The organism is Kribbella sp. NBC_01484 (assembly GCF_036227145.1).
Taxonomy (GTDB): Bacteria; Actinomycetota; Actinomycetes; order Propionibacteriales; family Kribbellaceae; genus Kribbella.
On the sequence record NZ_CP109437.1, the window covers coordinates 2,453,226 to 2,474,690 of the forward strand.

The 21,465-nt window shown below is 69.5% G+C and carries 25 protein-coding genes; 13 read left to right on the plus strand and 12 right to left on the minus strand.

The annotated features are described in order from the left end of the window. The first annotated feature begins 78 nt into the window (after window positions 1-78). The 4 genes from OG555_RS12040 to OG555_RS12055 all read left to right on the plus strand — a co-directional run bounded on the left by OG555_RS12040 (window position 79) and on the right by OG555_RS12055 (window position 4,697). Window positions 79-771 (plus strand): response regulator transcription factor, encoded by a 693-nt coding sequence (locus OG555_RS12040; RefSeq protein ID WP_329482914.1) that lies wholly within the window; start codon window positions 79-81, stop codon window positions 769-771. Further along, a complete protein-coding gene (locus tag OG555_RS12045; RefSeq protein WP_329482915.1) occupies window positions 768-2,393 on the plus strand; it encodes a sensor histidine kinase in 1,626 nt (541 codons plus the stop codon). The genes OG555_RS12040 and OG555_RS12045 overlap by 4 nt, the downstream gene beginning before the upstream one ends. Window positions 2,394-2,494: 101 nt before the next feature. Beyond that, window positions 2,495-3,919, plus strand: coding sequence for a S1C family serine protease (locus tag OG555_RS12050; protein WP_329482916.1), 1,425 nt, complete (start codon window positions 2,495-2,497; stop codon window positions 3,917-3,919). A gap of 70 nt (window positions 3,920-3,989) precedes the next feature. Further along, window positions 3,990-4,697 carry a pirin family protein gene (locus OG555_RS12055; RefSeq protein ID WP_329482917.1) on the plus strand — a complete coding sequence of 236 codons (708 nt, stop codon included), beginning with the start codon at window positions 3,990-3,992 and terminating at the stop codon, window positions 4,695-4,697. Between the two features lie 101 nt (window positions 4,698-4,798). Here OG555_RS12055 and OG555_RS12060 read toward each other — a convergent pair whose 3' ends face one another. After that, window positions 4,799-5,128, minus strand: a complete 330-nt coding sequence (locus OG555_RS12060) for an L-rhamnose mutarotase (protein ID WP_329482918.1) — start codon at window positions 5,126-5,128, stop codon at window positions 4,799-4,801. A gap of 246 nt (window positions 5,129-5,374) precedes the next feature. On the opposite strand from OG555_RS12060, the gene OG555_RS12065 reads away from it, so the two are divergent. Together OG555_RS12065 and OG555_RS12070 are read left to right on the plus strand one after the other, a co-directional pair. Further along, the gene (locus OG555_RS12065) at window positions 5,375-7,282 is read left to right on the plus strand and encodes a penicillin-binding transpeptidase domain-containing protein (RefSeq protein ID WP_329482919.1); all 1,908 of its coding nucleotides are present in this window, start codon (window positions 5,375-5,377) and stop codon (window positions 7,280-7,282) included. Between the two features lie 116 nt (window positions 7,283-7,398). Continuing rightward, the gene (locus OG555_RS12070; RefSeq protein ID WP_329482920.1) at window positions 7,399-7,659 is read left to right on the plus strand and encodes a TFIIB-type zinc ribbon-containing protein; all 261 of its coding nucleotides are present in this window, start codon (window positions 7,399-7,401) and stop codon (window positions 7,657-7,659) included. Between the two features lie 15 nt (window positions 7,660-7,674). Here OG555_RS12070 and OG555_RS12075 read toward each other — a convergent pair whose 3' ends face one another. Genes OG555_RS12075 through OG555_RS12085 form a run of 3 tightly spaced genes read right to left on the minus strand, consistent with a single transcriptional unit; the run spans window position 7,675 to window position 9,209 of the window. Continuing rightward, window positions 7,675-8,475: an NAD-dependent epimerase/dehydratase family protein gene (locus OG555_RS12075; protein ID WP_329482921.1), complete on the minus strand. Its 801-nt coding sequence runs from the start codon at window positions 8,473-8,475 to the stop codon at window positions 7,675-7,677. Beyond that, window positions 8,472-8,885: a PaaI family thioesterase gene (locus OG555_RS12080; protein WP_329482922.1), complete on the minus strand. Its 414-nt coding sequence runs from the start codon at window positions 8,883-8,885 to the stop codon at window positions 8,472-8,474. The genes OG555_RS12075 and OG555_RS12080 overlap by 4 nt, the downstream gene beginning before the upstream one ends. Before the next feature lie 9 nt (window positions 8,886-8,894). Beyond that, window positions 8,895-9,209, minus strand: coding sequence for a WhiB family transcriptional regulator (locus OG555_RS12085; RefSeq protein ID WP_329482923.1), 315 nt, complete (start codon window positions 9,207-9,209; stop codon window positions 8,895-8,897). Window positions 9,210-9,342: 133 nt separating this feature from the next. Between OG555_RS12085 and OG555_RS12090 the strand changes: the two genes are divergently transcribed. Continuing rightward, window positions 9,343-9,807 carry a GNAT family N-acetyltransferase gene (locus tag OG555_RS12090; RefSeq protein WP_329482924.1) on the plus strand — a complete coding sequence of 155 codons (465 nt, stop codon included), beginning with the start codon at window positions 9,343-9,345 and terminating at the stop codon, window positions 9,805-9,807. A gap of 43 nt (window positions 9,808-9,850) precedes the next feature. Next, window positions 9,851-10,966: a DNA polymerase IV gene (locus tag OG555_RS12095; protein ID WP_329482925.1), complete on the plus strand. Its 1,116-nt coding sequence runs from the start codon at window positions 9,851-9,853 to the stop codon at window positions 10,964-10,966. A 115-nt stretch (window positions 10,967-11,081) separates the two neighbouring features. Here OG555_RS12095 and OG555_RS12100 read toward each other — a convergent pair whose 3' ends face one another. After that, the gene (locus OG555_RS12100) at window positions 11,082-11,918 is read right to left on the minus strand and encodes an SDR family oxidoreductase (protein WP_329482926.1); all 837 of its coding nucleotides are present in this window, start codon (window positions 11,916-11,918) and stop codon (window positions 11,082-11,084) included. Between the two features lie 131 nt (window positions 11,919-12,049). Between OG555_RS12100 and OG555_RS12105 the strand changes: the two genes are divergently transcribed. Then, window positions 12,050-12,991, plus strand: coding sequence for a helix-turn-helix transcriptional regulator (locus OG555_RS12105; protein WP_329482927.1), 942 nt, complete (start codon window positions 12,050-12,052; stop codon window positions 12,989-12,991). Between the two features lie 245 nt (window positions 12,992-13,236). On the opposite strand, the gene OG555_RS12110 is transcribed toward OG555_RS12105, so the two are convergent. Beyond that, window positions 13,237-14,076 carry an amidohydrolase family protein gene (locus tag OG555_RS12110; RefSeq protein WP_329482928.1) on the minus strand — a complete coding sequence of 280 codons (840 nt, stop codon included), beginning with the start codon at window positions 14,074-14,076 and terminating at the stop codon, window positions 13,237-13,239. A 5-nt stretch (window positions 14,077-14,081) separates the two neighbouring features. Next, a complete protein-coding gene (locus tag OG555_RS12115; protein WP_329482929.1) occupies window positions 14,082-15,206 on the minus strand; it encodes a mandelate racemase/muconate lactonizing enzyme family protein in 1,125 nt (374 codons plus the stop codon). A gap of 121 nt (window positions 15,207-15,327) precedes the next feature. Here OG555_RS12115 and OG555_RS12120 point away from each other — a divergent pair, with 121 nt between their 5' ends. The 4 genes from OG555_RS12120 to OG555_RS12135 are packed head-to-tail and all read left to right on the plus strand — an operon-like array spanning window position 15,328 to window position 17,919. Next, the gene (locus tag OG555_RS12120; RefSeq protein WP_329482930.1) at window positions 15,328-16,023 is read left to right on the plus strand and encodes a GntR family transcriptional regulator; all 696 of its coding nucleotides are present in this window, start codon (window positions 15,328-15,330) and stop codon (window positions 16,021-16,023) included. Window positions 16,024-16,052: 29 nt separating this feature from the next. Continuing rightward, the gene (locus OG555_RS12125) at window positions 16,053-16,901 is read left to right on the plus strand and encodes a fumarylacetoacetate hydrolase family protein (protein ID WP_329482931.1); all 849 of its coding nucleotides are present in this window, start codon (window positions 16,053-16,055) and stop codon (window positions 16,899-16,901) included. Window positions 16,902-16,935: 34 nt separating this feature from the next. Next, window positions 16,936-17,532, plus strand: coding sequence for a class I SAM-dependent methyltransferase (locus OG555_RS12130; RefSeq protein ID WP_329482932.1), 597 nt, complete (start codon window positions 16,936-16,938; stop codon window positions 17,530-17,532). Between the two features lie 9 nt (window positions 17,533-17,541). Beyond that, on the plus strand, window positions 17,542-17,919 hold the full coding sequence (locus OG555_RS12135; RefSeq protein ID WP_329482933.1) for a VOC family protein: 378 nt from the start codon (window positions 17,542-17,544) through the stop codon (window positions 17,917-17,919). Between the two features lie 42 nt (window positions 17,920-17,961). On the opposite strand, the gene OG555_RS12140 is transcribed toward OG555_RS12135, so the two are convergent. The 5 genes from OG555_RS12140 to OG555_RS12160 all read right to left on the minus strand — a co-directional run bounded on the left by OG555_RS12140 (window position 17,962) and on the right by OG555_RS12160 (window position 21,459). Further along, complete coding sequence (locus tag OG555_RS12140) at window positions 17,962-18,345, minus strand: hypothetical protein (protein WP_329482935.1); 384 nt, start codon at window positions 18,343-18,345, stop codon at window positions 17,962-17,964. A gap of 53 nt (window positions 18,346-18,398) precedes the next feature. Beyond that, window positions 18,399-18,779 (minus strand): hypothetical protein, encoded by a 381-nt coding sequence (locus OG555_RS12145; RefSeq protein ID WP_329482936.1) that lies wholly within the window; start codon window positions 18,777-18,779, stop codon window positions 18,399-18,401. Further along, the gene (locus OG555_RS12150; protein ID WP_329482937.1) at window positions 18,776-20,062 is read right to left on the minus strand and encodes an alpha/beta hydrolase; all 1,287 of its coding nucleotides are present in this window, start codon (window positions 20,060-20,062) and stop codon (window positions 18,776-18,778) included. Before OG555_RS12150 ends, OG555_RS12145 begins: the two co-directional genes overlap by 4 nt. A gap of 63 nt (window positions 20,063-20,125) precedes the next feature. Continuing rightward, window positions 20,126-20,710 (minus strand): histidine phosphatase family protein, encoded by a 585-nt coding sequence (locus OG555_RS12155; protein WP_329482938.1) that lies wholly within the window; start codon window positions 20,708-20,710, stop codon window positions 20,126-20,128. After that, window positions 20,707-21,459: a CbtA family protein gene (locus OG555_RS12160; RefSeq protein ID WP_329482939.1), complete on the minus strand. Its 753-nt coding sequence runs from the start codon at window positions 21,457-21,459 to the stop codon at window positions 20,707-20,709. The genes OG555_RS12155 and OG555_RS12160 overlap by 4 nt, the downstream gene beginning before the upstream one ends. Window positions 21,460-21,465 lie beyond the last annotated feature (6 nt).

A 21,465-nucleotide genomic window follows, 5' to 3' on the forward strand; every position in this document is an offset into this window, starting at 1 on the left:
TCTCAAAGAGACGGCCTAATCTCGACACGCGGATGGTCAGATCGGGCTGTCCGGACTCAGGTGGAGCGGGAGCGCGCTATGCGGGTACTGGTGGTGGACGACGACCGGGCGGTCCGCGATTCGCTGCGCCGTTCGCTGGAGTTCAACGACTTCGAGGTCGTGACCGCGGCCGACGGCGCCGAGGCGCTCGCGGTGATCGGCAACGTCGAGCCCGACGTCGTCGTGATGGACGTGATGATGCCCCGGCTGGACGGCCTCGAGACCACCAAGGCCCTGCGGGCCGCGGGCAACAACATTCCGATCCTGGTGCTGACCGCGCGGGACGCGGTCGCGGACCGGGTCGACGGCCTGGACGCCGGCGGCGACGACTACCTGACCAAGCCGTTCGCGCTCGAGGAGCTGCTCGCCCGGCTGCGCGCCCTCCTGCGCCGCAGCAGCTCGCCCGGCGAGGGCGGCCAGCGCGGCGAGGTCCTGCAGTACGCCGACCTCGTGGTCGACGTGGACGCGCACGAGGTGCACCGCGGCGACGTCGCGATCCCGCTGACCCGGACCGAGTTCTCCCTGCTCGAGCTGCTGATCCGCAACCCGCGCCGGGTGCTCGAGCGCGCGGTCATCCTGGACGCGGTCTGGGGCTACGACTTCCCGACCACCGCCAACTCCCTCGAGGTCTACATCGGCTACCTCCGCCGCAAGACCGAGGTCAACGACCTGCCCCGCCTGATCCACACCGTCCGCGGCATCGGGTACGTGCTGAGGGACACCCCACCGTGAGTAGGCAACACCCCGACGATCTCCCGTCGTACGCCGGCCGGCCGCAGCAGGCCGCGTCGGCTCCGCACGAACCGGCACCGGTCGGGCTGGAGCCACCGGCCCCGGACAAATCGGTTGCCAACGGCAACGGGAACCGGGTCGTCGCGACGGCTGCCCGCACCCAGCACTGGTGGACCGAAACCCTCCACCAGTTGAGCCTGCACGCGCGCGTCACGATGCTCGCCGCGGTCGCGGTCGCCCTCGCGGTGGCGATCGTGAGTGTGGCGGCGTACGTCACGGTGCGCCAGCAGATGTACCAGAATCTGGACGACAGCCTGATCATGCGGGCCGGACAGGCCGCGCAGAAGGGCGTCCTGACCAATCTCACGAACCTGCAGAGGATCTCGTCAGACGCGTTCGGCCTGAGCGACATTCAGGTCGCCATCCTGGGTGCGGACGGTCAGCAGTTCGGTGCCGCGAACAGCCCGCTCCCGCCGATCGGACCGGACGAGCTCGCCATCGCCCAGAACCAGGGCACCGACGCCAGCCTGCGGACGGTCGGCGTGCGCAACGGCTCGCACTTCCGCGTGGTCGCCGTACCCGCCAAGTACTGCCCGGTCGGCGCGCCGTGCAATGCCGACCCCAGCCTCCTGCAGCCTGGAGCGTTGGTTGTCGCGCAGTCGCTGGGGGCGATCGACCAGACGTTGCACAACCTCGGCATCGTGCTGTGGGCGTTCGGCCTGATCGGCGTCATCGGCGCCGCGCTCGCCGGCAACGCCGTCGCCCGGTCCGGCCTCCGGCCGCTGGCCCGGCTGACCGGTGCTGCCGAGCATGTGGCGCGGACCGAGGATCTGAAGCCGATCCCCGTCACCGGGTCGGACGAGATCTCGCGGTTGGCGCAAGCATTCAATGCGATGCTCGCGGCACTGGCGCGCTCTCAGGACCGGCAACGACGGCTGGTGGGTGACGCGGGACACGAGTTGCGTACGCCGCTCACCAGCATCCGGACCAACCTAGACCTGCTCGCCCAGGCGGACAAACGCGGTGGCCTCAAGCCGGAGGACCGGCAGCAGTTGCTGGACGACGTCCGGGCGCAGATGGACGAGCTGACCACCCTGATCGGCGACCTGACCGAACTGGCCCGCGACACCCCGCAGGTGCGGAACGCGGAGCTGATCGAGCTGTCCAACGTCGTCCAGGACGCGGTGATCAAGGTACGGCGGCGCGCGCCCGGGCTGGAGTGGGACGTCCAGCTGACTCCGTTCCCGGTGTGGGGTGACGAGCGGCTGCTCGGCCGCGCCGTGATGAATCTCCTCGACAACGCGGCGAAGTACAGCGTGCCGGAGGGTGTCACGCCGCGCGGCGACGGACAGCCCGTCGGCCACGTCACGGTCCGCCTGCTGGACGGCGTACTCACGGTGACCGATTCCGGACCGGGGATCGCCGAGCCGGACCTGCCGCACGTGTTCGAGCGGTTCTACCGGTCCAGTGAGGCGCGCGGCCGGCCCGGATCGGGTCTCGGGCTCGCGATCGTGAAGCACGCGGCGGAGCAACACGGCGGGATGATCTACGCCCGCAACGTCCCGGGCGCCGGAGCACAGTTCACGCTGTGGCTCCCGCACGCCGCGACGCAGACTCGCTGAAGACTTCCTGACCGGTCCTTCAGAGGATCTTCATGGACTTCTTCGGCTGCTCCGAGGGGATCTTCAGGGCCCTCTCAGGTCCGGCCGTCAAAGTACTCGTCATGAACGAGAACCCACAGCAGCTGCCGCAGAACCAGCCTGGGTCGAATCCCGAGCAGGGTTCGACGCCGGGGAGCCAGAACCCGTCGTACGGCGCGAGTCCGCAGGAGCGGACCCAGCAGCTGCCGATGGGTGGCTACGGGCAGCACCAGCAGCAGCAATTCGCGCCACAGGGCGGGCAGCCGCGGCCGCCGCAGGGATCGGGACAGCACCCGGCAGGTGGGAGTGCTTACCCGCAGTTCGGGCCGGGGGCGCATCAGGGGACGTCGCCGGGCCCGAACTGGCCCTATGGCCCGCAGCCCGTGGCACCCGCACCGGAGAAGCCGAAGCGGCGGGGCCTCGCCCTGGTGGCGCTGACCGCTCTGCTGGTCGGCACCGCGGGCGGTGTCGGCGGCGCCGCGGTGTACTCGGCGACGAACGACTCCACCTCCAACACCCCGTCGGTGACATCCCCGCTGAACGGCAACCAGGCGGCACCCGCCTCGGCGCCGGACGGTTCGGTGCAGAGCGCCGCCGCGAAGGTGCTGCCGAGCGTGGTGAAGATCGCGGTCGCGACCTCGCAGGGTGAGGCGACCGGGTCCGGCATCGTGATCAGCAAGGACGGCCTGATCGTCACCAACAACCACGTGGTGGCCGGCGCCGGCAGCGGCGCGACCATCTCGGTGATGCTGAACGACGGCCGGACCGTACCGGCCACGATCAAGGGCACCGACCCGCTCACCGACCTGGCCGTGATCCACGCCTCCGCGACCGACCTGACCCCGGCGAAGCTGGGTTCGAGCGGCAAGCTCGCGGTCGGGCAGGGCGTGGTCGCGATCGGCTCGCCGTTCGGCCTGGAGGCGACCGTGACGAGCGGCATCGTCTCGGCGCTGAACCGTCCGGTCACGTCGGGCGACGCGCAGCAGGACAGCACGACAGTCTTCCCAGCAATCCAGACGGACGCCGCGATCAACCCGGGCAACTCGGGCGGCGCCCTGATCGACCTCGCCGGCCAGGTGGTCGGAATCAACAGCGCGATCAAAACCGCCGGCGGATCGGGACAATCCGAAGGCGGCAACATCGGCCTGGGCTTCGCTATCCCGATCGACCAGGCCAAGCCGATCATCGACGAGCTGGTGGCCAAGGGCAAGGCCACGCATGCGCGGCTCGGCGTCCAGGTCGGCGACGCGCAGTCCTCCGACGGGCTCTCGAACGGGGCACGCCTGGGCGAGGTCACGTCCGGCGGTGCGGCGGACAAGGCCGGTCTGCACGCGGGTGATGTGGTGACCGCTGTAGACGGCAAGGCGATCGCGTCAGGGGACGCGTTGGTCGCCGCGGTCCGTTCGCACCGCCCGGGCGATCAGGTGAAGCTCACCATCACCCGGAACGGCCAGACCCAGTCGATCACCGCCACCCTCGGCTCCGACAACGGCAACCCCACCGGCTGACCACCCACCACCCACGATCCGGGACTGCGCCGCCCACCGAGCGGCGCAGTCCCCTGTTATTACTAGAGCCATGGGCATCGAGATCCGGCGGGCGGACGAGCGGTTTCGGACGGCCAGTGAGTGGCTGGAGTCGCGGCACTCGTTCTCGTTCGGACCGCACTACGATCCGGCGAACGTCGGGTTCGGGTTCCTGGTCGCGCACAACGACGAGACCGTTGCCCCGGGCACCGGGTTTGAGACGCATCCGCATCAGGATCTCGAGATCGTCACCTGGGTACTGCGGGGTGCCTTGGCGCACCGCGATTCGGAAGGGAACAGCGGCGTCGTCCACCCGGGCCTGGCCCAGCGGATGAGCGCCGGCTCCGGCATCCGGCACTCCGAATGGAACGACGCCGGCGATCCGGTGCACTACGTGCAGATGTGGGTCCGCCCGGACCGCTTGGACCTGCCACCCTCCTACCAGCAGGCCGAGATCGACCTTCGCGGGGGCCGGCTGATCCCGATCGCGTCCGGCCTGCCGCAGCACGCGAGCAGCACCGCGATCCGGATCAATCAGGGTTCCGCAGGTCTCTCAGTCGCGCGGCTGTCTCCCGGCCAAACCGTGAGCTTGCCGTCAGCGCCGTACCTGCATCTCTTCGTTGCGCTAGGTACGGCGAGCCTCGAGGATGCCGGCGACCTCGGCACCGCGGACGCCGTACGCCAGATCGACGCGGACGGCCGCCGCCTCACTGCCGGCCCAGGCGGTGCGGAGATCCTCGTGTGGGAGATGTCCGACTAGAGACGGCGGACCGCCAGGCCATCACAATGAAGCCGCCGGCGGTGCGGCGACGCTCAGCCCACGCAGCCGACGTCGGTTGTGATGGGCTGGCGGCCCGGTCCTCAGTCCTGCTGCTCGCTCATGGTCCACACATGGCGCAAGGACTGGCCGGCGACACCCTCGGGGTTCTGGGCGAAGCCCTCGACGAACTGGCTCATGTGCTGCTGCCAGCGCTGGTCGACCGGGTCGTTCCTCAACTGCGCGACGGCGGCCTCGAAGTCGTCGGACACGACCAGGTGGAACAGATCGCGGCCACTGCGCCAGATGGACCAGTCGCTGATGCCGGCGGCATGCATCGCGGAGATCAGTTCCGGCCAGACACGAGCGTGCTCGATCTCGTAGGCCTCTTCGGTACCGGGGATCAGGCGGCTGTGCAGAGCAAGGCGGGTCACAAGGCTGCAGAATACGCCGGGAGTGAGCAATCGGTTGCCGGGTCCACGATTCGCGCAGGCTCTTGACTCTGATTCATCGCGGCGATCCACCTGCCTGATCAGGCGATTTTGCGATTCGACGCCAACTCCAGCCGCCCACCCCGCGTCGTACTTGGGTGGGTTGAGTAGTTTCGCCCTCGTGCCTGTAAAGGCACACGCCGAAGACTGTGCCCGGTGTCCATCCGTCGTCGTGCGAGAGTTGAGAACGTGAAGCGAACCACTGCCATCGTCTGCCTGAGTAGTCTGCTGATCACCGCCGGTTGCTCCGGAAAGAAGGCCGGCGCCGACGGCAAGCCGGACCCGAACGACGAGAAGCAGGCCTCAGCCGCGGTGATCAAGGAGTTCGCCGACGCCTGGGTGAAGGCGTGGGCGCCGGACGGGAAGCCGGACGCGGCAGGCGCGCTCACCGACAATCCGACGGTGTTCGGCAAGCGGCTCGACGACGTGGACACCGCGCTGGTCGCGAGCACCGTCACGGTGGCCCCGCAGGGCGACCCGAAGTGCAGCGACGGCAGCAACTGCACGCAGGACCTCGCCGTCGAGGCCCAGCTCCGCGGCATCGGCGCGATGAAGTGGACCAGTACGGCGACCGCCGTGAAGACCGGCGACGTGTGGAAGATCAAGGCCTCCGGCGACACCATCTACCCCGGGCTCGGTGACGCGAACTACCTCAAGCGGGTCCGCGCACTGCCCGCCCGCGCCTCGATCCTGGACCGCAACGGCGTCGCCCTGACCGCGAACCGCCAGGTCGTCATCGTCGGGGTCGCCTCCGGCAACGTGGCGACGCCGGCGACGTACGCCGCCTTCACCAAGAACCTCCAGGTAGACGGCGCGAAGCTCGCCGCCCGCGCGAAGGCGGCGCCGACCGGCCAGTTCGTCGACGCGATCACGATCCGGTCCGAGCAGTGGGAGGCGCTGCGCAAGGTGATGGGCAACCTGCCCGGCGTGCTGACGATGGGTGGCACGCAGTCGCTGCCGGAGACCGCGACGTTCGCCCGGTCGATCCTCGGCACCATGAAGACGGCGACCGCGGACAGCCTGAAGAACGCCGGCCCGACCGCGTCGGCGCAGGACCAGGTCGGGACGACCGGGCTGCAGTACGCGTTCCAGCAGCAGCTCGCCGGGACGCCGGGCGGAACCGTCGCCTTGCGGGACGGCAAGACCAAGCTGACGATCAAGACGGTCTTCAGCCAGAAGGGCACCGCCGGTAAGCCGGTCAAGACCACCCTCGATGCGAACATGCAGCGGTACGCCGAGGCCGCGCTCGCGACCAGCAAGCTGCCGGCGTCGCTGGTCGCCGTCCAGGCCTCGACGGGCCAGATCCTGGCCGCGGCGAACGGGCCGACGGTGGCCAGCTACAACCGCGCCTTCCAGGGTCAGTACGCGCCCGGGTCGACGTTCAAGATCGTCACCTCGGCCGCGTTGCTGGGCAGCGGTGAGACCGCGGCGACCGCGCTGCCGTGCACGAACACGATCAACGTCTTCGGCAAGACGTTCAAGAACTACGACGGCCTGGCGGCGTACGGCGCGGGCACGATGCAGAAGGCGTTCAACGAGTCCTGCAACACCGCGTTCATCTCGCAGCACGCCCGGCTGCCGAAGGACGCGATGACGAAGACCGCGGCGATGTTCGGGATCGGCCGCGATCTCGGGCTGTCGATCTCGGCGTACGGCGGTCAGGTACCGGCACCCAAGGACGACGTTGCCGAGGCCGCGTCGATGATCGGCCAGGGCACGGTCACCGCGAGCCCGCTGGCGGTGTCGCTGATCGCTGCCACGGTCGACCACGGTACGGCGATGAAGCCGGTCCTGGTGCCGGACAAGGATGCGGCCGGTCCCGCGGCCTCTCCGTTGCCCGCGGCAACGGTCGCCGCGCTGCGTACGTTCATGCGGACGACGGTCACCGGCGGTACCGCGAAGGTCCTGGCCGGCAACGGCGCCGTCGCCGCCAAGACCGGCACCGCCGAGCTCGTCCAGGGCGGCAAGGTCGTCACCAACGCGTGGATGGCCGGCTACCGCGGCGACGTGGCCTTCGCGGTCATCGTCGAAGGCGGCGCATCCGGCTCCCACGCAGCCGGCCCGATCGTGAAGAACTTCCTCACCCGCTTCAAGTGACCTGAGAGTTGTCCTCCGAAGTTCCTGAGAGTTGGCTGAAAGCGCCGGATTGCGGGGATTTCGTCACTTAGGGTTGCTGGATGGAGAGCCTGACATGTCCTAAGTGCCGGGGCGATATGCGGACGTACGAGCGCAGCGGTGTGACCGTCGACCAATGCGGCGAGTGCCGCGGGATCTTCCTCGACCGGGGTGAGCTGGAGCGACTCGTGGACGCGGAATTGCGGTACAACGCGCCGCCGCAGCAGCAACCGCGGTACGAGGAGAAGCAACGGTACGACGACCGCCGGTACGACGACGACCGCAAGTACGACCCGCGGTACGGGAATCAGCACAGGCGCAAGAAGAAGAAGTCCTTCCTCGAGGAGCTCTTCGACTGAGACGGGTTGGGGGCTTCAGCGTCCCTCGGGTACGGCCCACAGGCCGGCCCGGTGGTTTCCGGGGCGGCGATAGGCGCTCAGGTCCAGGCTGCTGACCCGTGCGCCGAGCACAGCGGTCAGAGTCTCGATCGTCGGGTACTGCGACGGGATTTCGGGGGACACCAGGTTCTCGACCCGAGCGCCCGGACCCCGAGGCGCCAGGATTGCGCCGGCGAGGCGTTCGACGACCGTGTTGACCGGGACCGTACCCAGCTGGCAGAACGGGAGACGCACGGACGACAGGTCCACCTGATGATGCGGTTCGTCGACGACCACGCCGATCCGGTACAGGTCGAGCTCCAGGGCGTCATCGGTCCGGACGAAGTACCGGGCCAGTTCCTCGACCAGGTACTTCGAGAAGCCATAGGGATTCGCGGACAGGCAGGGACGGCCGGCGGGGATCGGCAGTGTCTGCGGCAGGAAGTCTTCGGTGAGGCAGCCCGCGGCCGCGATCGAACTCGCGACGACGAACCTCCTGACCCCCCGGTCGATCATGGTCCGGAGCAGCAGACGGGTTCCCTCCACGTTGACCCGGATGGCATCGGCCTCGGTCGCTTCGCCGGTGACTCCGGCGAGATGGACGACGACGTCGATGGGCAGGTCATCGAGTAGTGCGAGGTCGATCGGGCTGGTGAAGCTTCCCGTCCTGCTGAGGTCGGCATCGCCGGATCGGGATCGGCCGAACGCGATCACCGAACATCCGGCCGCCCGCAGGTGGGGCGTCAGCCGGGAGCCGACGTACCCGCTCGCTCCCGTGACGAGGACGCGCGTCGTCATCGGCGCAGGGCGATGACGGTGCCCTGCGCGATCGCGCACAGGGTGGCGGCGCCGGCTTCGTCGACGACCGACAACTCGCAGGTGCAGCTCGCCTGACGGCTGCCTGCGTGGGCGACCTTCGCCTCGGCCCGGAGGACGGTGCCCTGGGCCGGGCGGAGGTAGCTGATCGTGAAACCGCCGGTGAGCACCTCGGGGCCGAGCGCCGTACCGGCCGCGAACGTGATCGCGTTGTCGGCCGCGTAACCCAGGACGCCGCCGTGCAGGTAGCCGTTCTGCTGCCGGAGGTCGTCGCGGATATCCAGCTCGAGCGTGGCTCCGCCCGCACCGAACGCGGTCAGCCGGGCTCCCAACAGCACACTGAACGGCTGTGCCGCGAGTACCTTCTCGGCCAGCTCAAAGGTCAGCTCCATGCCGACAGATTACTGACGCCGGGCGTGCAGGGCAGGCTCGCGTTCCTCCTCGGTGGTGCCGCCCCAGACGCCGTACGTCTCCCCGACGACAAAGGCGTGCTCGCGGCACTCGCGCCGTACCGGGCAGGTCCTGCACAGCGACTTGGCGACCACCTCGCGGGCGTGCTTGCGAGGGCCGCGCTCGGACTCGGCGGCGAAGAACAGCTCAGGGTCGACGTCCACGCAGGCGGCGTGATCCTGCCAGGCCCAGTTCTCGATCAGGGGCGACGGCAGGCCGGCTGGGGCCTTGCTCACCGCGCCGGCGGGCGGTTTGCGACGCCTCATGGCTGGGATTTCGGCAGTGCTGTCATGGTCAGGCACCTCGGCATCGATCGATTTCACCGCGGCTGGGTCTACAACCGCGGCCACTTGTCCCGGTACCCGTCGGCAAACCCCTCGAGCGGACTATCGTCAGCACGTGACCACGCCACTGGTGACCCTTCGCCCGATCACCGACCCCGAGTTCGCGAGTTGGAGGGACCGCGCCGCCGCGTCGTTCGCGTCCGGCATCGGCCCGGCCCAGGGGCTGGATCCGGCCGGGGCACTCGAGTTCGCCTACCGCGAGACCGACCGGCTGCTGCCGAAGGGCCCCAGCACCGACAATCACCTGATCTGGCTGGCCTGCGCCGGTGACCAGGCGGTCGGGAGTCTGTGGATCAACACCAGGACGCGGGGCGCGTTCATCTACGGCATCGAGGTCGACGCCGACCACCGGGGCAAGGGCTACGGCCGCGCGATCATGCTCGCCGGCGAGGACGAGTGCCGCCGGCTCGGCTACAGCCACCTGGATCTCAACGTCTTCGGCGACAACTCCACCGCCATCCACCTCTACGAGTCCCTCGGCTACATCGTCACCTCCCAGCAGATGCGCAAGGAACTCTGACGCAGCCGCCGTTACGCTGGGTTGTCGACTCCGGGGAGTAGTGATGAGCTGGTGGGTCCTGCACGTGGACATGGATCAGTTCATCGCGGCTGTAGAGATCCGGCGCCGGCCTGAGCTGCGCGGGTTGCCGGTGGTGGTCGGTGGGTCTGGCGATCCGACGCAACCACGGCAGGTCGTCGCGACCGCGTCGTACGAGGCACGCGAGTACGGCGTGCACTCGGGGATGCCGGTGCGGGCGGCGTACAAGAAGTGCCCGCAGGCGGTCTTCCTGCCGTCGGATCCGGCCGCCTACGAGGCGGCGTCGACCGAGGTGATGGACACGCTGCGATCGTTCCCCTTGGTGGTCGAGGTGTGGGGCTGGGACGAGTGCTTCGTCGGTGCGGAGACCGACGATCCCGAGCAGCTCGCCGCCGACCTGCGCGCGGCCGTGCAGGCCCGGACGAGCCTGACCTGTTCGGTCGGCATCGGCGACAACAAGACCCGCGCCAAGCTGGCCACCACCTTCGCGAAGCACGCGCGTTCCCACGCGGCGCCTTTCGAGGGCGCGAGTACGGCCGAGGCGCCCGCTGATGTGCCTGGCGTCTATCGACTGACCGGCGCGAACTGGCGGGAGGTGATGGACCACCGGCCGGTCCGGGAACTGTGGGGCATCGGCAGCCGGATGGAGCGGAACCTCAACGAGCTCGGCGTCTTCACCGTCGCCGACCTGGCCGCCGCCGACCTCGACGTCCTCCGCAAGCGCTTCGGGCCGAAGATGGGCGCCTGGTACGCCGCCCTCGGCCGGGGACTCGGCGACACCGAGGTGACCGACGTACCCCGCGAGCCCGTCTCCCGCAGCCGTGAGGAAACCTTCCCCGAGGACCTGATCGACCGGGCCGACGTGGAGAAGGAACTCCGCCGCATCGCCATCCACGTCACCCGGGACGTCGTCGCCGAGGGCCGCACGATCCAACGCATCTGGGTGAAGGTCCGATTCATCAGCTTCTACACCCCGATCAAGAGCCGCAAACTCCCCGAAGTCACCCAGGACCCCGAGGTCGTCGCCACCACCGCCCAAGCCGTCCTCGACAAGTTCGAACTCCGCCGCCCCATCCGCCTCCTCGGCGTCCGCGTCGAGTTCGCACCTCCGGACGACGTCGCACCTGATCCATCGGGATGATCCACAGCTCGACGACAGCCTCGTGCGGCGCCGATGCCGCTGCTCGCGCCGGTGACGAGCGCAACGGTGCCGGTCAGGGTCGACGTCATGGGGTCCTCCTGGTCGGCGTCGGGACTTATGCGTGGGCGAGGTCGCTCGACAGCTCGCGATACGCGTCGGCCTGGGCCAGCAGGGTGTTGGCCTTCTGCTCGACAGTCGCGACAGCGTCGGCGCCGGCCACGAAGCGCAGTGGAGGCTCGTCGTCGTCCGCGAGCCGCACGAGCGCGTTCGCGAGCTTGGCCGGATCGCCGCCCTGCCGGCCGTCCATGCTCTTCCAGCCCGCGACGGTCTCCCGGGTGCGCTCGGCGTAGTCGTCGATGGTTGCCTCGGCGTACTTGGTCGACTCGGGGCTCAGCAGCTCGGTCCGGAAGAAGCCGGGCTCGACGAGCATCGTGCGGATCCCGAACGGCGCAACCTCTGGGGTCAGCGACTCCATCCACCCCTCGACGCCGAACTTCGACGCCGCGTACGCCGTACAGAACTCCTGGCCGACGATCCCCGCGGTCGAGGAGATCGTGACGACCAGGCCCGAACGCTGAGCGCGCATCACCGGAAGGACAGCGCGAGTGACCTCGACCGGACCGAACAACGTGATCTCGAGCTGCGCCCGGAAGTCCTCGGCGCTGAGCTCCTCGAAGAAGCCGGCGTTGAAGTTGCCCGCATTGTTGACCAGTACGTCAATGTGGCCGAACCGATCTGTTGCCGCGCGGACGGCGTCCCGGATGCCGGCCGGATCGCTCACGTCCAGCGTAACGACGAGGAGATCGTCGTACGCACCGAGGGCGGAGCTCACCCGCTCGGCGTTGCGTCCGGTGGCGACGACGGCATGGCCGGCGGCCAGTGCGGACGTGGCGATGTCCACGCCCAGACCGCGCCCGGCGCCGGTGATGAACCAAACCTTCTTGTCAGTCATGCTCGTGAACTTCCCTCTCGTTGATGTAGTGATCCCCACGAAACCAGTCGGCGCGGATGGCGGGGAGACCCTGTTCGAGGGGTACTGAGAGGGACCCCCAACTCCGCGGAAGCGCTCGTACAGTGGTGAACATGACCGGCAGGAACGACCGCGACATCCGAGGCGAGGTGCGCTCGGCGATCCGGGAGTTCCTGATCACACGGCGAGGCCGGATCAGCCCCGAACAGGCCGGGCTACCGGTGTACGGCGGAGCCCGCCGACGGGTCGTGGGACTGCGCCGGGAGGAGGTCGCTCTGCTCGCCGGGATCTCGACCGAGTACTACATCCGGCTCGAACGCGGCACCGCGGTCGGCGTCTCCGACAGCGTGATCGACGGTCTCGCCCACGCACTACAGCTCGACGAAGCCGAGCGGGCACACCTACTCGACCTGCTCCGCACCGCCGGCACGACCCGACCGCCACGCCGGCGACCTGCGGCCCAGGGGATCCGTGCCACCGTCCAGCGCGTCCTGGACTCGATGATCGGCACGCCGGCGTTCGTACTGAGCGGACGCTTGGACATCCTGGCCGCGAACGCCCTCGGGGCGGCGCTGTTCTCGCCCGCGTACGCCGGACCCGTCAGGCCGCCCAACAACGCCCGGTTCGTCTTCCTCGACCCGCAAGCGACCGAATTCTTCCGCGCTTGGGACCAGGTCGCCAACGACACCGTCGCACTACTCCGTGCCGAGGTCGGCCGGGATCCGTACGACCGCCGGACCTCGGACCTGATCGGCGAGCTGTCCACCCGCAGCGCGGAGTTCCGGCTCCGCTGGGCCGCCCACGACGTCCGGATCCACACCACCGGCAGGAAACTCCTCCACCACCCCGTCGTCGGAGACCTCGACCTCCCCTTCGAGTCCTTCCCCCTGGCCTCCGACCCGAACCAGAGCCTCCTCACCTACACCGCCGAGCCCGGCTCCCCCTCCGACGACGCCCTCACCCTCCTCGCCAGCTGGTCCGCCACCACCGGCGACCTCGAGCACCCGGCGCCATCCGCGGCCCCAGAGCAGTCCCGGCCGGCTCGCGACCGCTGACTGCCCTCGGCCGCTAGGGCCTGAGACAGGAACTGGCGGCCGAACTCCATCCCAGCCGACACCACCCCGCCCGGCCGCACAGCAGCCCGGCTGCCACGCGTCGCCGGGATCGGCCACTTTGTGCACCAGATCCGTACGCTGACGGGCCTCGGCGTACGGATCTGGTGCACAAAGTCGATCCTCGCCGTCGTCCACAGCCCTGATCCGGCCAGGCGAGTTTGCACCTCCGGCTGACTGATCCCGAGTTACAGCTTGTAGGTGTTGGTGGCGGTGGTGGCGAAGACTGCTTCGCGTTCTGTGGGGGTCAAGGAGGCTGTGAGGGTCTCGGCTGTTTCGACCACCTCGGCGTAGGAGGCGGCCAGGAGGCAGACGGGCCAGTCGGAGCCGAACATCACGCGGGCCGGGGTGAAGGCGTCCAGGACGACGTCGGCGTAGGGCTGGAGGTCGGCGGGTTTCCAGTCGGTCCAGGAGGCTTCGGTGACCATGCCGGAGAGTTTGCAGGTGACGTTGGACAGGGCGGCCAGCTCGCGGAGTTGGGTGGCCCAGGGCTCCAGCGGCTCGCCGATCACGGGCTTGGAGATGTGGTCGACCACGAAGTTCAGCTGGGGGAGGTTGCGGGCGGTCTGGATCGCGGCGGGGAGGTGCGGGGTCTTGGTGAGCAGGTCGTAGGCCAGGCCGGCGTCGGCGACGGCGGACAGGCCGCGCTGGACGTCGGGGCGCAGGAGCCAGTCGACGTCCGGTTCGTCGTGGACCTGGTGGCGGATCGCCTTCAGATAGGCGCCGTCCGGGCGCGAGCGCAGGCCTTCCAGCGCGGTGGCGACGTCGTCCGCGGTGAGGTCCACCCAGCCGACCACGCCGGCGACCAGGTCGTTGCTGGCGGCAACCTCCAGGAACTCGACGGTCTCCTCGACCAGGCCGACTGTCTGAACCAGGACCGTGGCGGTGATTCCGGCGGCCGCGGCCTGGAGAGCCAGGTCGTCGATGGAGTAGTTGCGCCGGATCGGGTCGAGCGCGGGCCCGACCATCCAGGTTTGCTCGCGGACGGTCAGGTCCCAGATGTGGTGATGGGCGTCGACTCGAGTCATGCCACTCATCCAACCCTCCGATCGTCGATCGCGTCCTGATCCCAGTCGATGCCCAGCCCCGGCGAGTCCGGCGCGACCGCATGCCCGTCCACGATCGCCATCTCGGACGACGTGATCGCCCGCAGCTGCGGGATGTGCTCCACATACCGGCCATTGGGTACGGCGGCCGTCAGGCTGACATGCAGTTCCATCAGGAAATGCGGACACACCTCGAGGTTGAACGCCTCGGCCAGATGCGCGACCTTCAGCCACGGCGTGATCCCGCCGACCCGGGCCACGTCCACCTGGACGATCCCGGCTCCGCCCGAAGCGGCGTACTCCCGGAACTGTGAGACGGAGTACAGCGACTCACCCACCGCGATCGGAATCGAGGTGGACTCCGCCAACCGCACGTGCCCGGTCACATCGTCGGCCGGCAACGGCTCCTCGAACCACGACAGATCCACCGCCTCGAACGCCGCAGCTCGCCGGCGAGCCTCGGGATACGTCATCGACTGGTTCGCGTCCACCATGATGTCGAGCGCCGGCCCGACCGCGTCCCGAACCGCCTGCAGTCGCTCCAGATCCTCGTGGACCCGTGGCTTGCCGACCTTGAGCTTGACCCCGGGCCACCCCGCCTTCTGCGAGGCGAGCGCGCCCGCAACCAGCTCATCGATTGTCAGATGCAGCCAGCCGCCCTCGGTGTCGTAGAGCGGCACCCGCTGCCGATACCCACCGGCCAGCCGCCACAGCGGTTCACCCGCCCGCAGACAGCGCAGGTCCCACAACGCCGTGTCGACGGCCGCCAGCGCGAGCGACGTGATCGCACCGACCGTGGTCGCGTGGGTCGACCAGAACAGGTCCGACCAGAGCGCCTCGACGTTCCGGGCGTCCGCACCGACGAGGCGGGGCAGCAGATGGTCCCGCAGCAACGCCAATACGGCGGTGCCGCCGGTGCCGATCGTGTAGGAGTACCCGAGGCCGGTCAGCCCGTCCGCGGTCTCCACCGACACGAAGATGGTCTCCTGCTTGAGGAACGACTGGACCGCGTCGGTGCGGATCGTCTCGACCTCGAGGTCGACCAGGTACGCCTCGGCGCGGATAATCGCCGTACTCGCCGGAAGGGGGGTCCGGAGGGGCGACGCGGTCATGGGGCGGCTCCAGATCCTATAGGATATTGCGTACCTGATGCTGCCCGTTCACACTGGACCCGTCAAGACTCGTCCAGGTAACGATGCGGGTCGGGCAGAATGGCTCTGGGAGGAGCGACACGTGACGGATGCGCATGTGGGTCTGGCGGGGCAGCTCGCCCGGCTGCCTCAGCGGCAGGTGCTGAGCGACGATGTCTACGAGACGGTCAAGGGCCTGATCATGGACAGCGTGGTCGAGCCGGGCACCCGGCTGAACATCGACGCGCTGACCCGTGAGCTGGGCATCTCGCAGACCCCGATCCGGGAGTCGCTGGCCCGGCTGGAGTCCGACGGGCTGGTGATCAAGGAACCGCTGCGCGGCTACCGGGTGTCGTCCCGGTTGACCCTGGCCGAGTTCGACGACCTGTTCGAGTACCGCCTGCACGTCGAGCCGTGGGCGGCCGGCCGCGCCGCCGAGCGGGCCGGCGCCGACGACCTGGCCCGGCTCAAGGCGGAGATGCTGAGCTACACCGACGTACCGGACCGGCCGGCGTACGAGAGCTACCGGGCGATGGCGGCGCACGACCAGCGCTTCCACGACCTGGTGCTGGAGCTGTCCCGCAACGAGACGGCCCGGTTGTCCTTCCAGCGGACACACTGCCACCTGCACCTGTTCCGGCTGTACTACGGTGGCGGCATCGCGACGAAGGCGTTGCGGGAGCACAAGACGATCGTGACCGCGGTCCGCAAGGGCGATCCGGAGGACGCGGCCGCGGCGATGCGGGGGCACATCGAGGCCTCCCGGGCCCGGCTGCGGCCCATCTTCGACCAGGACTAGACCGTCACCAGACCGCCAGGGAGACATCTGTGGAACTGCTGCGCCTCGGCGCGGTCGGCGAGGAGCGCCCGTACGTGCGCGCCGCCGACGGCACCGTTCACGACCTGAGCTCGATCACCGCCGACATCGACGGGGCGTTCCTCGCCGCGGACGGCGTCGCCCGGGCCCGCGCCGCCCTCGAGGCCGGCGACCTGCCAGTGGCCGACGTGGAGGGCCTGCGGATCGGCGCCCCGATCGCCCGGCCGGGCGCGGTGGTCTGCATCGGCATGAACTACGCCGCTCACGCGGCCGAGTCCGGCTCCGAGCCGCCGGAGCAGCCGATCGTGTTCTTCAAGCACCCCAACACCATCGTCGGCCCGGACGACGACGTGCTCGTCCCGCGCGGCTCGACGAAGACCGACTGGGAGGTCGAGCTCGCCGTCATCATCGGCAAGCAGGCCCGGTACATCGAGACCGACGAGGAAGCGCTGGCCTGCATCGCCGGCTACGCGGTCTCGAACGACGTGTCCGAGCGTGCCTTCCAGCTCGACGAGTCCGGCGGGCAGTGGTCCAAGGGCAAGTGCTGCGAGACGTTCAACCCGCTCGGCCCGGCGCTGGTCCCGGCCGATGAGGTCGACCCGGACAACCTCGACCTGAAGTCCTGGGTGAACGGCGAGGCGCGGCAGGACTCGAACACCCGGGACATGGTCTTCTCCGTGGCGGCGCTGATCCGCGACCTCTCGCAGTACATGGTGCTCAGCCCCGGCGACATCGTGAACACCGGCACCCCGGAGGGCGTCGCGCTGTCCGGCCGCTTCCCGTACCTGGCTCCCGGCGACGCGATGGAGCTCGAGATCCAAGGGCTCGGCCGCCAGCGGCAGACCCTCGGCAAGGCCTGAAAAACTGTCCCCGGCCGGCTCTAGGGTCGGCCGGGTGACTGACCACCTGGGCAACATCCGCACCTCCTACGACACCGTCGCCACTGCGTACGCCGACCTCGTGCAGGACGGCGCGGACTGGGAGTCCGAGGGTTTCGACCTGTTCGCCGAGCTGGCCGGTGGCCGTCCGGTGCTTGACGTCGGGTGCGGGCCCGGCCGAACGACCGGCCTGCTGGGCGCGCGCGGTCTGAAGGTGACCGGGATCGACCTGTCCCCGGGGATGATCGAGGTCGCCCGACGAGACCACCCGGAGCTGGACTTCCGGGTCGGCTCGATGACGGCCCTCGAACTGGCCGACGGTGAGCTCGGCGGGGTCGTGTCCTGGTGGTCGATCATCCACCTGCCGCGCGACGTCGTACCGCAGGCGTTTGCCGAGTTCCACCGCGTGCTGGCCCCCGGCGGGGTCCTGCTGATGGGCTTTCACGTCGGCGACGAGTCCACCCACAAGACGTCCGGGTACGGCGGTCTCCCGATGGACCTCTACGTCCATCGGTGGCGAGGCGACGGGCTCACCGAGCTCGCGGTCGCCGTCGGCTTCACGCCGTACCTGGATGCTGAAATTCCGCAGGACCGCCTGCTCTTCCGGAAGTAGGGTCGGCGCATGACTTCCCACGTGCGGACGGTGACGTTCGATGCCCACGACCCCTATGAGCTGGCCGGCTTCTGGCTGCAGGTGCTGAAGGCCGAGCGGCCCGACGACGACCATCCCGGCGAGCCGTACGCCGCGGTCGTCGCGGACTCGGTGAAGCTCCTGTTCGAGCAGAACAACGACGAGAAGGCCGCCAAGAACCGCGTCCACCTCGACCTCGAGCCGGACGGTCCACGCGACGCCGAGGTCGAGTGGTTGCTGACGCTGGGCGCCACCATCGCCCACGACCGCCGCAACCCCGACGGCACCGGCTTCGTCGTCATGCACGACCCGGAAGGCAATGAGTTCTGCGTCCTCCGCAGCGCCGCCGAACGCGCCGCCACCAGCTAGGCCGGCCCACCTCCGCGCCAAGCCCTCCGGAGCGTGTGCATTCTAGAGATCGTCGACGTACGGCGTCTGGCCGGTGAAGGTCAGGCGCCAGTCGGTGGTGCGGGCGTCGACGGTGAGGTCGTAGCCGTTGCGGCGGGCGGTGAGGTGGTGGTGGCCGTCGGCGACGGGGGTGAGCTCGACCTTCCAGCCGCGGCCCTCCAGGGTTTCGGCGGCGAAGCCGAACTGGGCCTCCGCATCAGGCGTCGCCGGGTCGCCGGTCTCGACGGTGATCGTGCAGACCGACTCCGGTCCGCGGTCGTCCGACAGCGCACCCTGGCTCGCCGGCCCGACGTCCTGCGTGACCGCCGGTTTCTGGCCAGGCACCACCGTGGCGGCGACCGTGAGCAGTTCCGACCGGAGGAAGTTGCGGGCTTCGGTGAGCGTCACATCCCCGTCATACACCTTGGCGCCAACTCTTGCGACGCATTGCCCGCGATTCGCTAATCGGTGATCTCCGGGGTCTCGCCCGCCAGCGTCAACCGCCAGTCCCCGTCCCAACCGTGCACCGCGACCTCGTACTCGTCCCGCCGGGCGGCGAGGCTGTGATGGCCGCCCTCCACCGGAGCGATTTCGGTCTCCCACCCGCGCGACGTCAGGGCGGCAGCCGCAGCCGCGACCTGTCCCGCCGGGTCGACGACGGCCGGATCGCCGGTCTCCACGGTGATCGAGCAGATGGTGGCCGGCCCGCGCCCGTCCGACATGGCCCGCGGGTTCACCGGGCCCGGGTCGTGCGTGACCACTCCGTCCAGACCGGGTACGGCGACGGCCGCCACGGCCAGCAGTTCCGCCCGGAGGAAGTCCCGGGCCTGGGTCAGCGTCATCGAGCAGGTCCTTCCGGTTGGCGGGCCGGGCCACCACCGGTCCGGTCCCTGGCTCCGTCGAGAGGCTTGTCCTTGGGTCCTGAGCTGATCTTCTTCAGCGCCATCACGCCGTCGAACACCTTCGCGAGCGGCACCGCCACCGGTGTCTGAGCCACCCTACGCAGCGGCTCCGACCAGGAGATCCCGGGCAGCACCCGGCTCTCCTGTTTCGCCGTCGTCCGAACCGCCGCGGTGACCGCGCCCAGCTCGCCGCGGCCGATCCGGCCGAGGTTCCGGAAGGACTCGCTGTTGAGCTCGAAGTAGCTCATGTGCCCACGGACGTGGACGTCGCCGCGCTCGGTCTCGAACCGGAACACGTCCGCCAAGTCGGCCGGATCGGGACCGTGCTCCTGCAGGTAGGAGATGTAGTCGCCCTTTGCGCGAGCGACGTACAGCTTGGTCCCCGGCGGCGTGATCTGCGCCCCCGACGTCACGGTCGGGTCGATGCCGGGACACCCGACGAGCACCGCCCGGTCGGGATTCACCCCATCCGGCAGCCGCCCGTCGACGCCCTCCATCAGCGCCTGGCCGAGCACCAGCGACCCATAGCTGTTCCCGATGATCGTCGTCTCCGCATACGGCGCCTTGACCACCTCGACACCGGCTTCGAAGCGCGACAGCCGCGGCAAGGCCGCCCGCGCGGGCTCCTTGGACATCGCGTCTTCCAGGGTGAGCGGTGCGTCGTAGTCCTTCCACACCACCACAGCTGCCTTCGGGCCGACCTGGTTCTTGAGCTGCAGCGCCCGGTCCATCTGCGCGCGTACGCCGTCCAGGTCGTTGCCGAGTCCCGGGATCAGCACGACCACGTCGCGGGCGGTCTCGAGGTCGCCGAGGACCTCGATCATCCGGCCCTGGCCCTCGACGTCCACGGACAGGTACTGCCGCGATCCGAACACCTCGATGCGGTTGCCGGCGGCATCGACGTCCAGACCCTTCCGGACCGGCCACAGCATCTCGCTCACAGTGTCGAGCCGCTTGCGCTGCTCGGGCGTGGACTCACCGCCCTCGACCGCGTCCCGTAGCCGCCGCTGCGCCGCGAGCAGGATCACGCGGCTGGCGTCGTACCGTAACTGCAGCGAGGCCCCGTCCAGCGCGCTGAGCTGCTCGGGCGGATTCTCGGCGAGTGCGCGAGCGGATGCCGCCGGCAAGGCGCGGAAATAGTCCCGGACCTCTTGGACTGCCTTTTGGTGCGGCAGATCCCGGGTGTGACGGATCAGCAGGTCGAGTTGCTCGGCCTCGGTCATGGCATCCCTCGGTCCCCAGGAGGTATCCACACAAGCGGTTGCCTGTTAACCGCAGAGAGTAAGTCAGTGGAAGGCCAGTGACCAGGATCCTGCGTGATGGGAGAGGTTGACCGTGGCCAGCGGGCGGACGTCCACGTGCCGGAGCGACTCGGCGGGCGCATCGAGGACGTACAGCACGATCGCCCGCACCACCGCGGGGTGGACGACGGCGACGACCGTACGGCGATCGCCGGTCAGCTGATCGAGATCCCCGAGCCAGTCCGCGACCCGCGCGATCACGTCGTTCTCGGTCTCCCCACCCGGCGTCGCGGTATGCGGACGCTCGAGCCACGCCGACACCCGCTCCGGATCCGCCGCGAGCAACTCCTCGAGGTCGCGGCCGGCCCAGTCGCCGTACTCCCGGTCCCGCAGGACCGGCTCGACGACCGGGGTCAGCCCGAGCGCCTCGGCGGTGCGTACGGCGGCCCGCTCGGGGCCGGCGTACACGGCATCGGCTGTGAGCTCCAGTCCGCGGGCAGCCTCGACACTCGCCGGATCCGGTTCGGCGTCGCCGCCGAGCACGAGTCCACGCAGCGCGGGCGTCAAGGCGTGCGCAATGAGAGTCAATGACCGGGGTGGTGGGGCGGGGAAGGTATTCAATCCCGTCAAGCGGCGACCACCTTCTGTCGAGTCAGCCGGCGGTCGTCCACGGTGGCGGCGTACCCGAAGCCGAGCAGGAGCCACAGCGTCGCCTGCGTACCGAGCGAGGCGAACCGGAACTGCCACAGCAGCGTAGCGGGGAACGTCTCCGGAACCTCGTTGATTCGCGGCAGGATCAGGTACGCCGCCACGATCGTCACGAGGAACGCGATCACCCCGCCGCCGAGCCGGGCGAGCTCGCCGTACCGGGCGGCCCAGCGCGATGCGGCGACGCCGGCCCAGACCGCGAGCAGGCCGATCACCAGCGTCAGCAGGTAGGTCACCGTCCGCCGGGTGATCGTGTCCGGATTGCCGACCGCGGGCGGGTTCGGTGGGTATTTGAGGAACGGGACCAGCACGATCCCGACGAAGCCGGCCGCGGCCAGGCCGAGCGCGGCGTACGCGTCGTTCCCGGTGCGGAGCCTGCGCCGGAGCAGCGTGAAGCCGACGGCGAACATGCCGCCGAGGGCCACGCCGTACAGGCTGGTGGCGAGGAACAAGCCGGCCTTCTGGCCTTCACGGCTGACGAGCGGCTTCTCTTCCGCGGCAGGCTCGGCACTGTTGCCATGGTCATGGGTGTGCGCGGCACCGGCCTCTTCGATCGCGATGGCCGCGTCGACACGCGGTTCACCCATCACGTACGCGAAGGTCCCGGCCAGCAGGCCGGCGAAAAGTCCGACGATCAGTCCGCGCACCAGGAGCGATCCGAAGGTGCGCATCGGGAT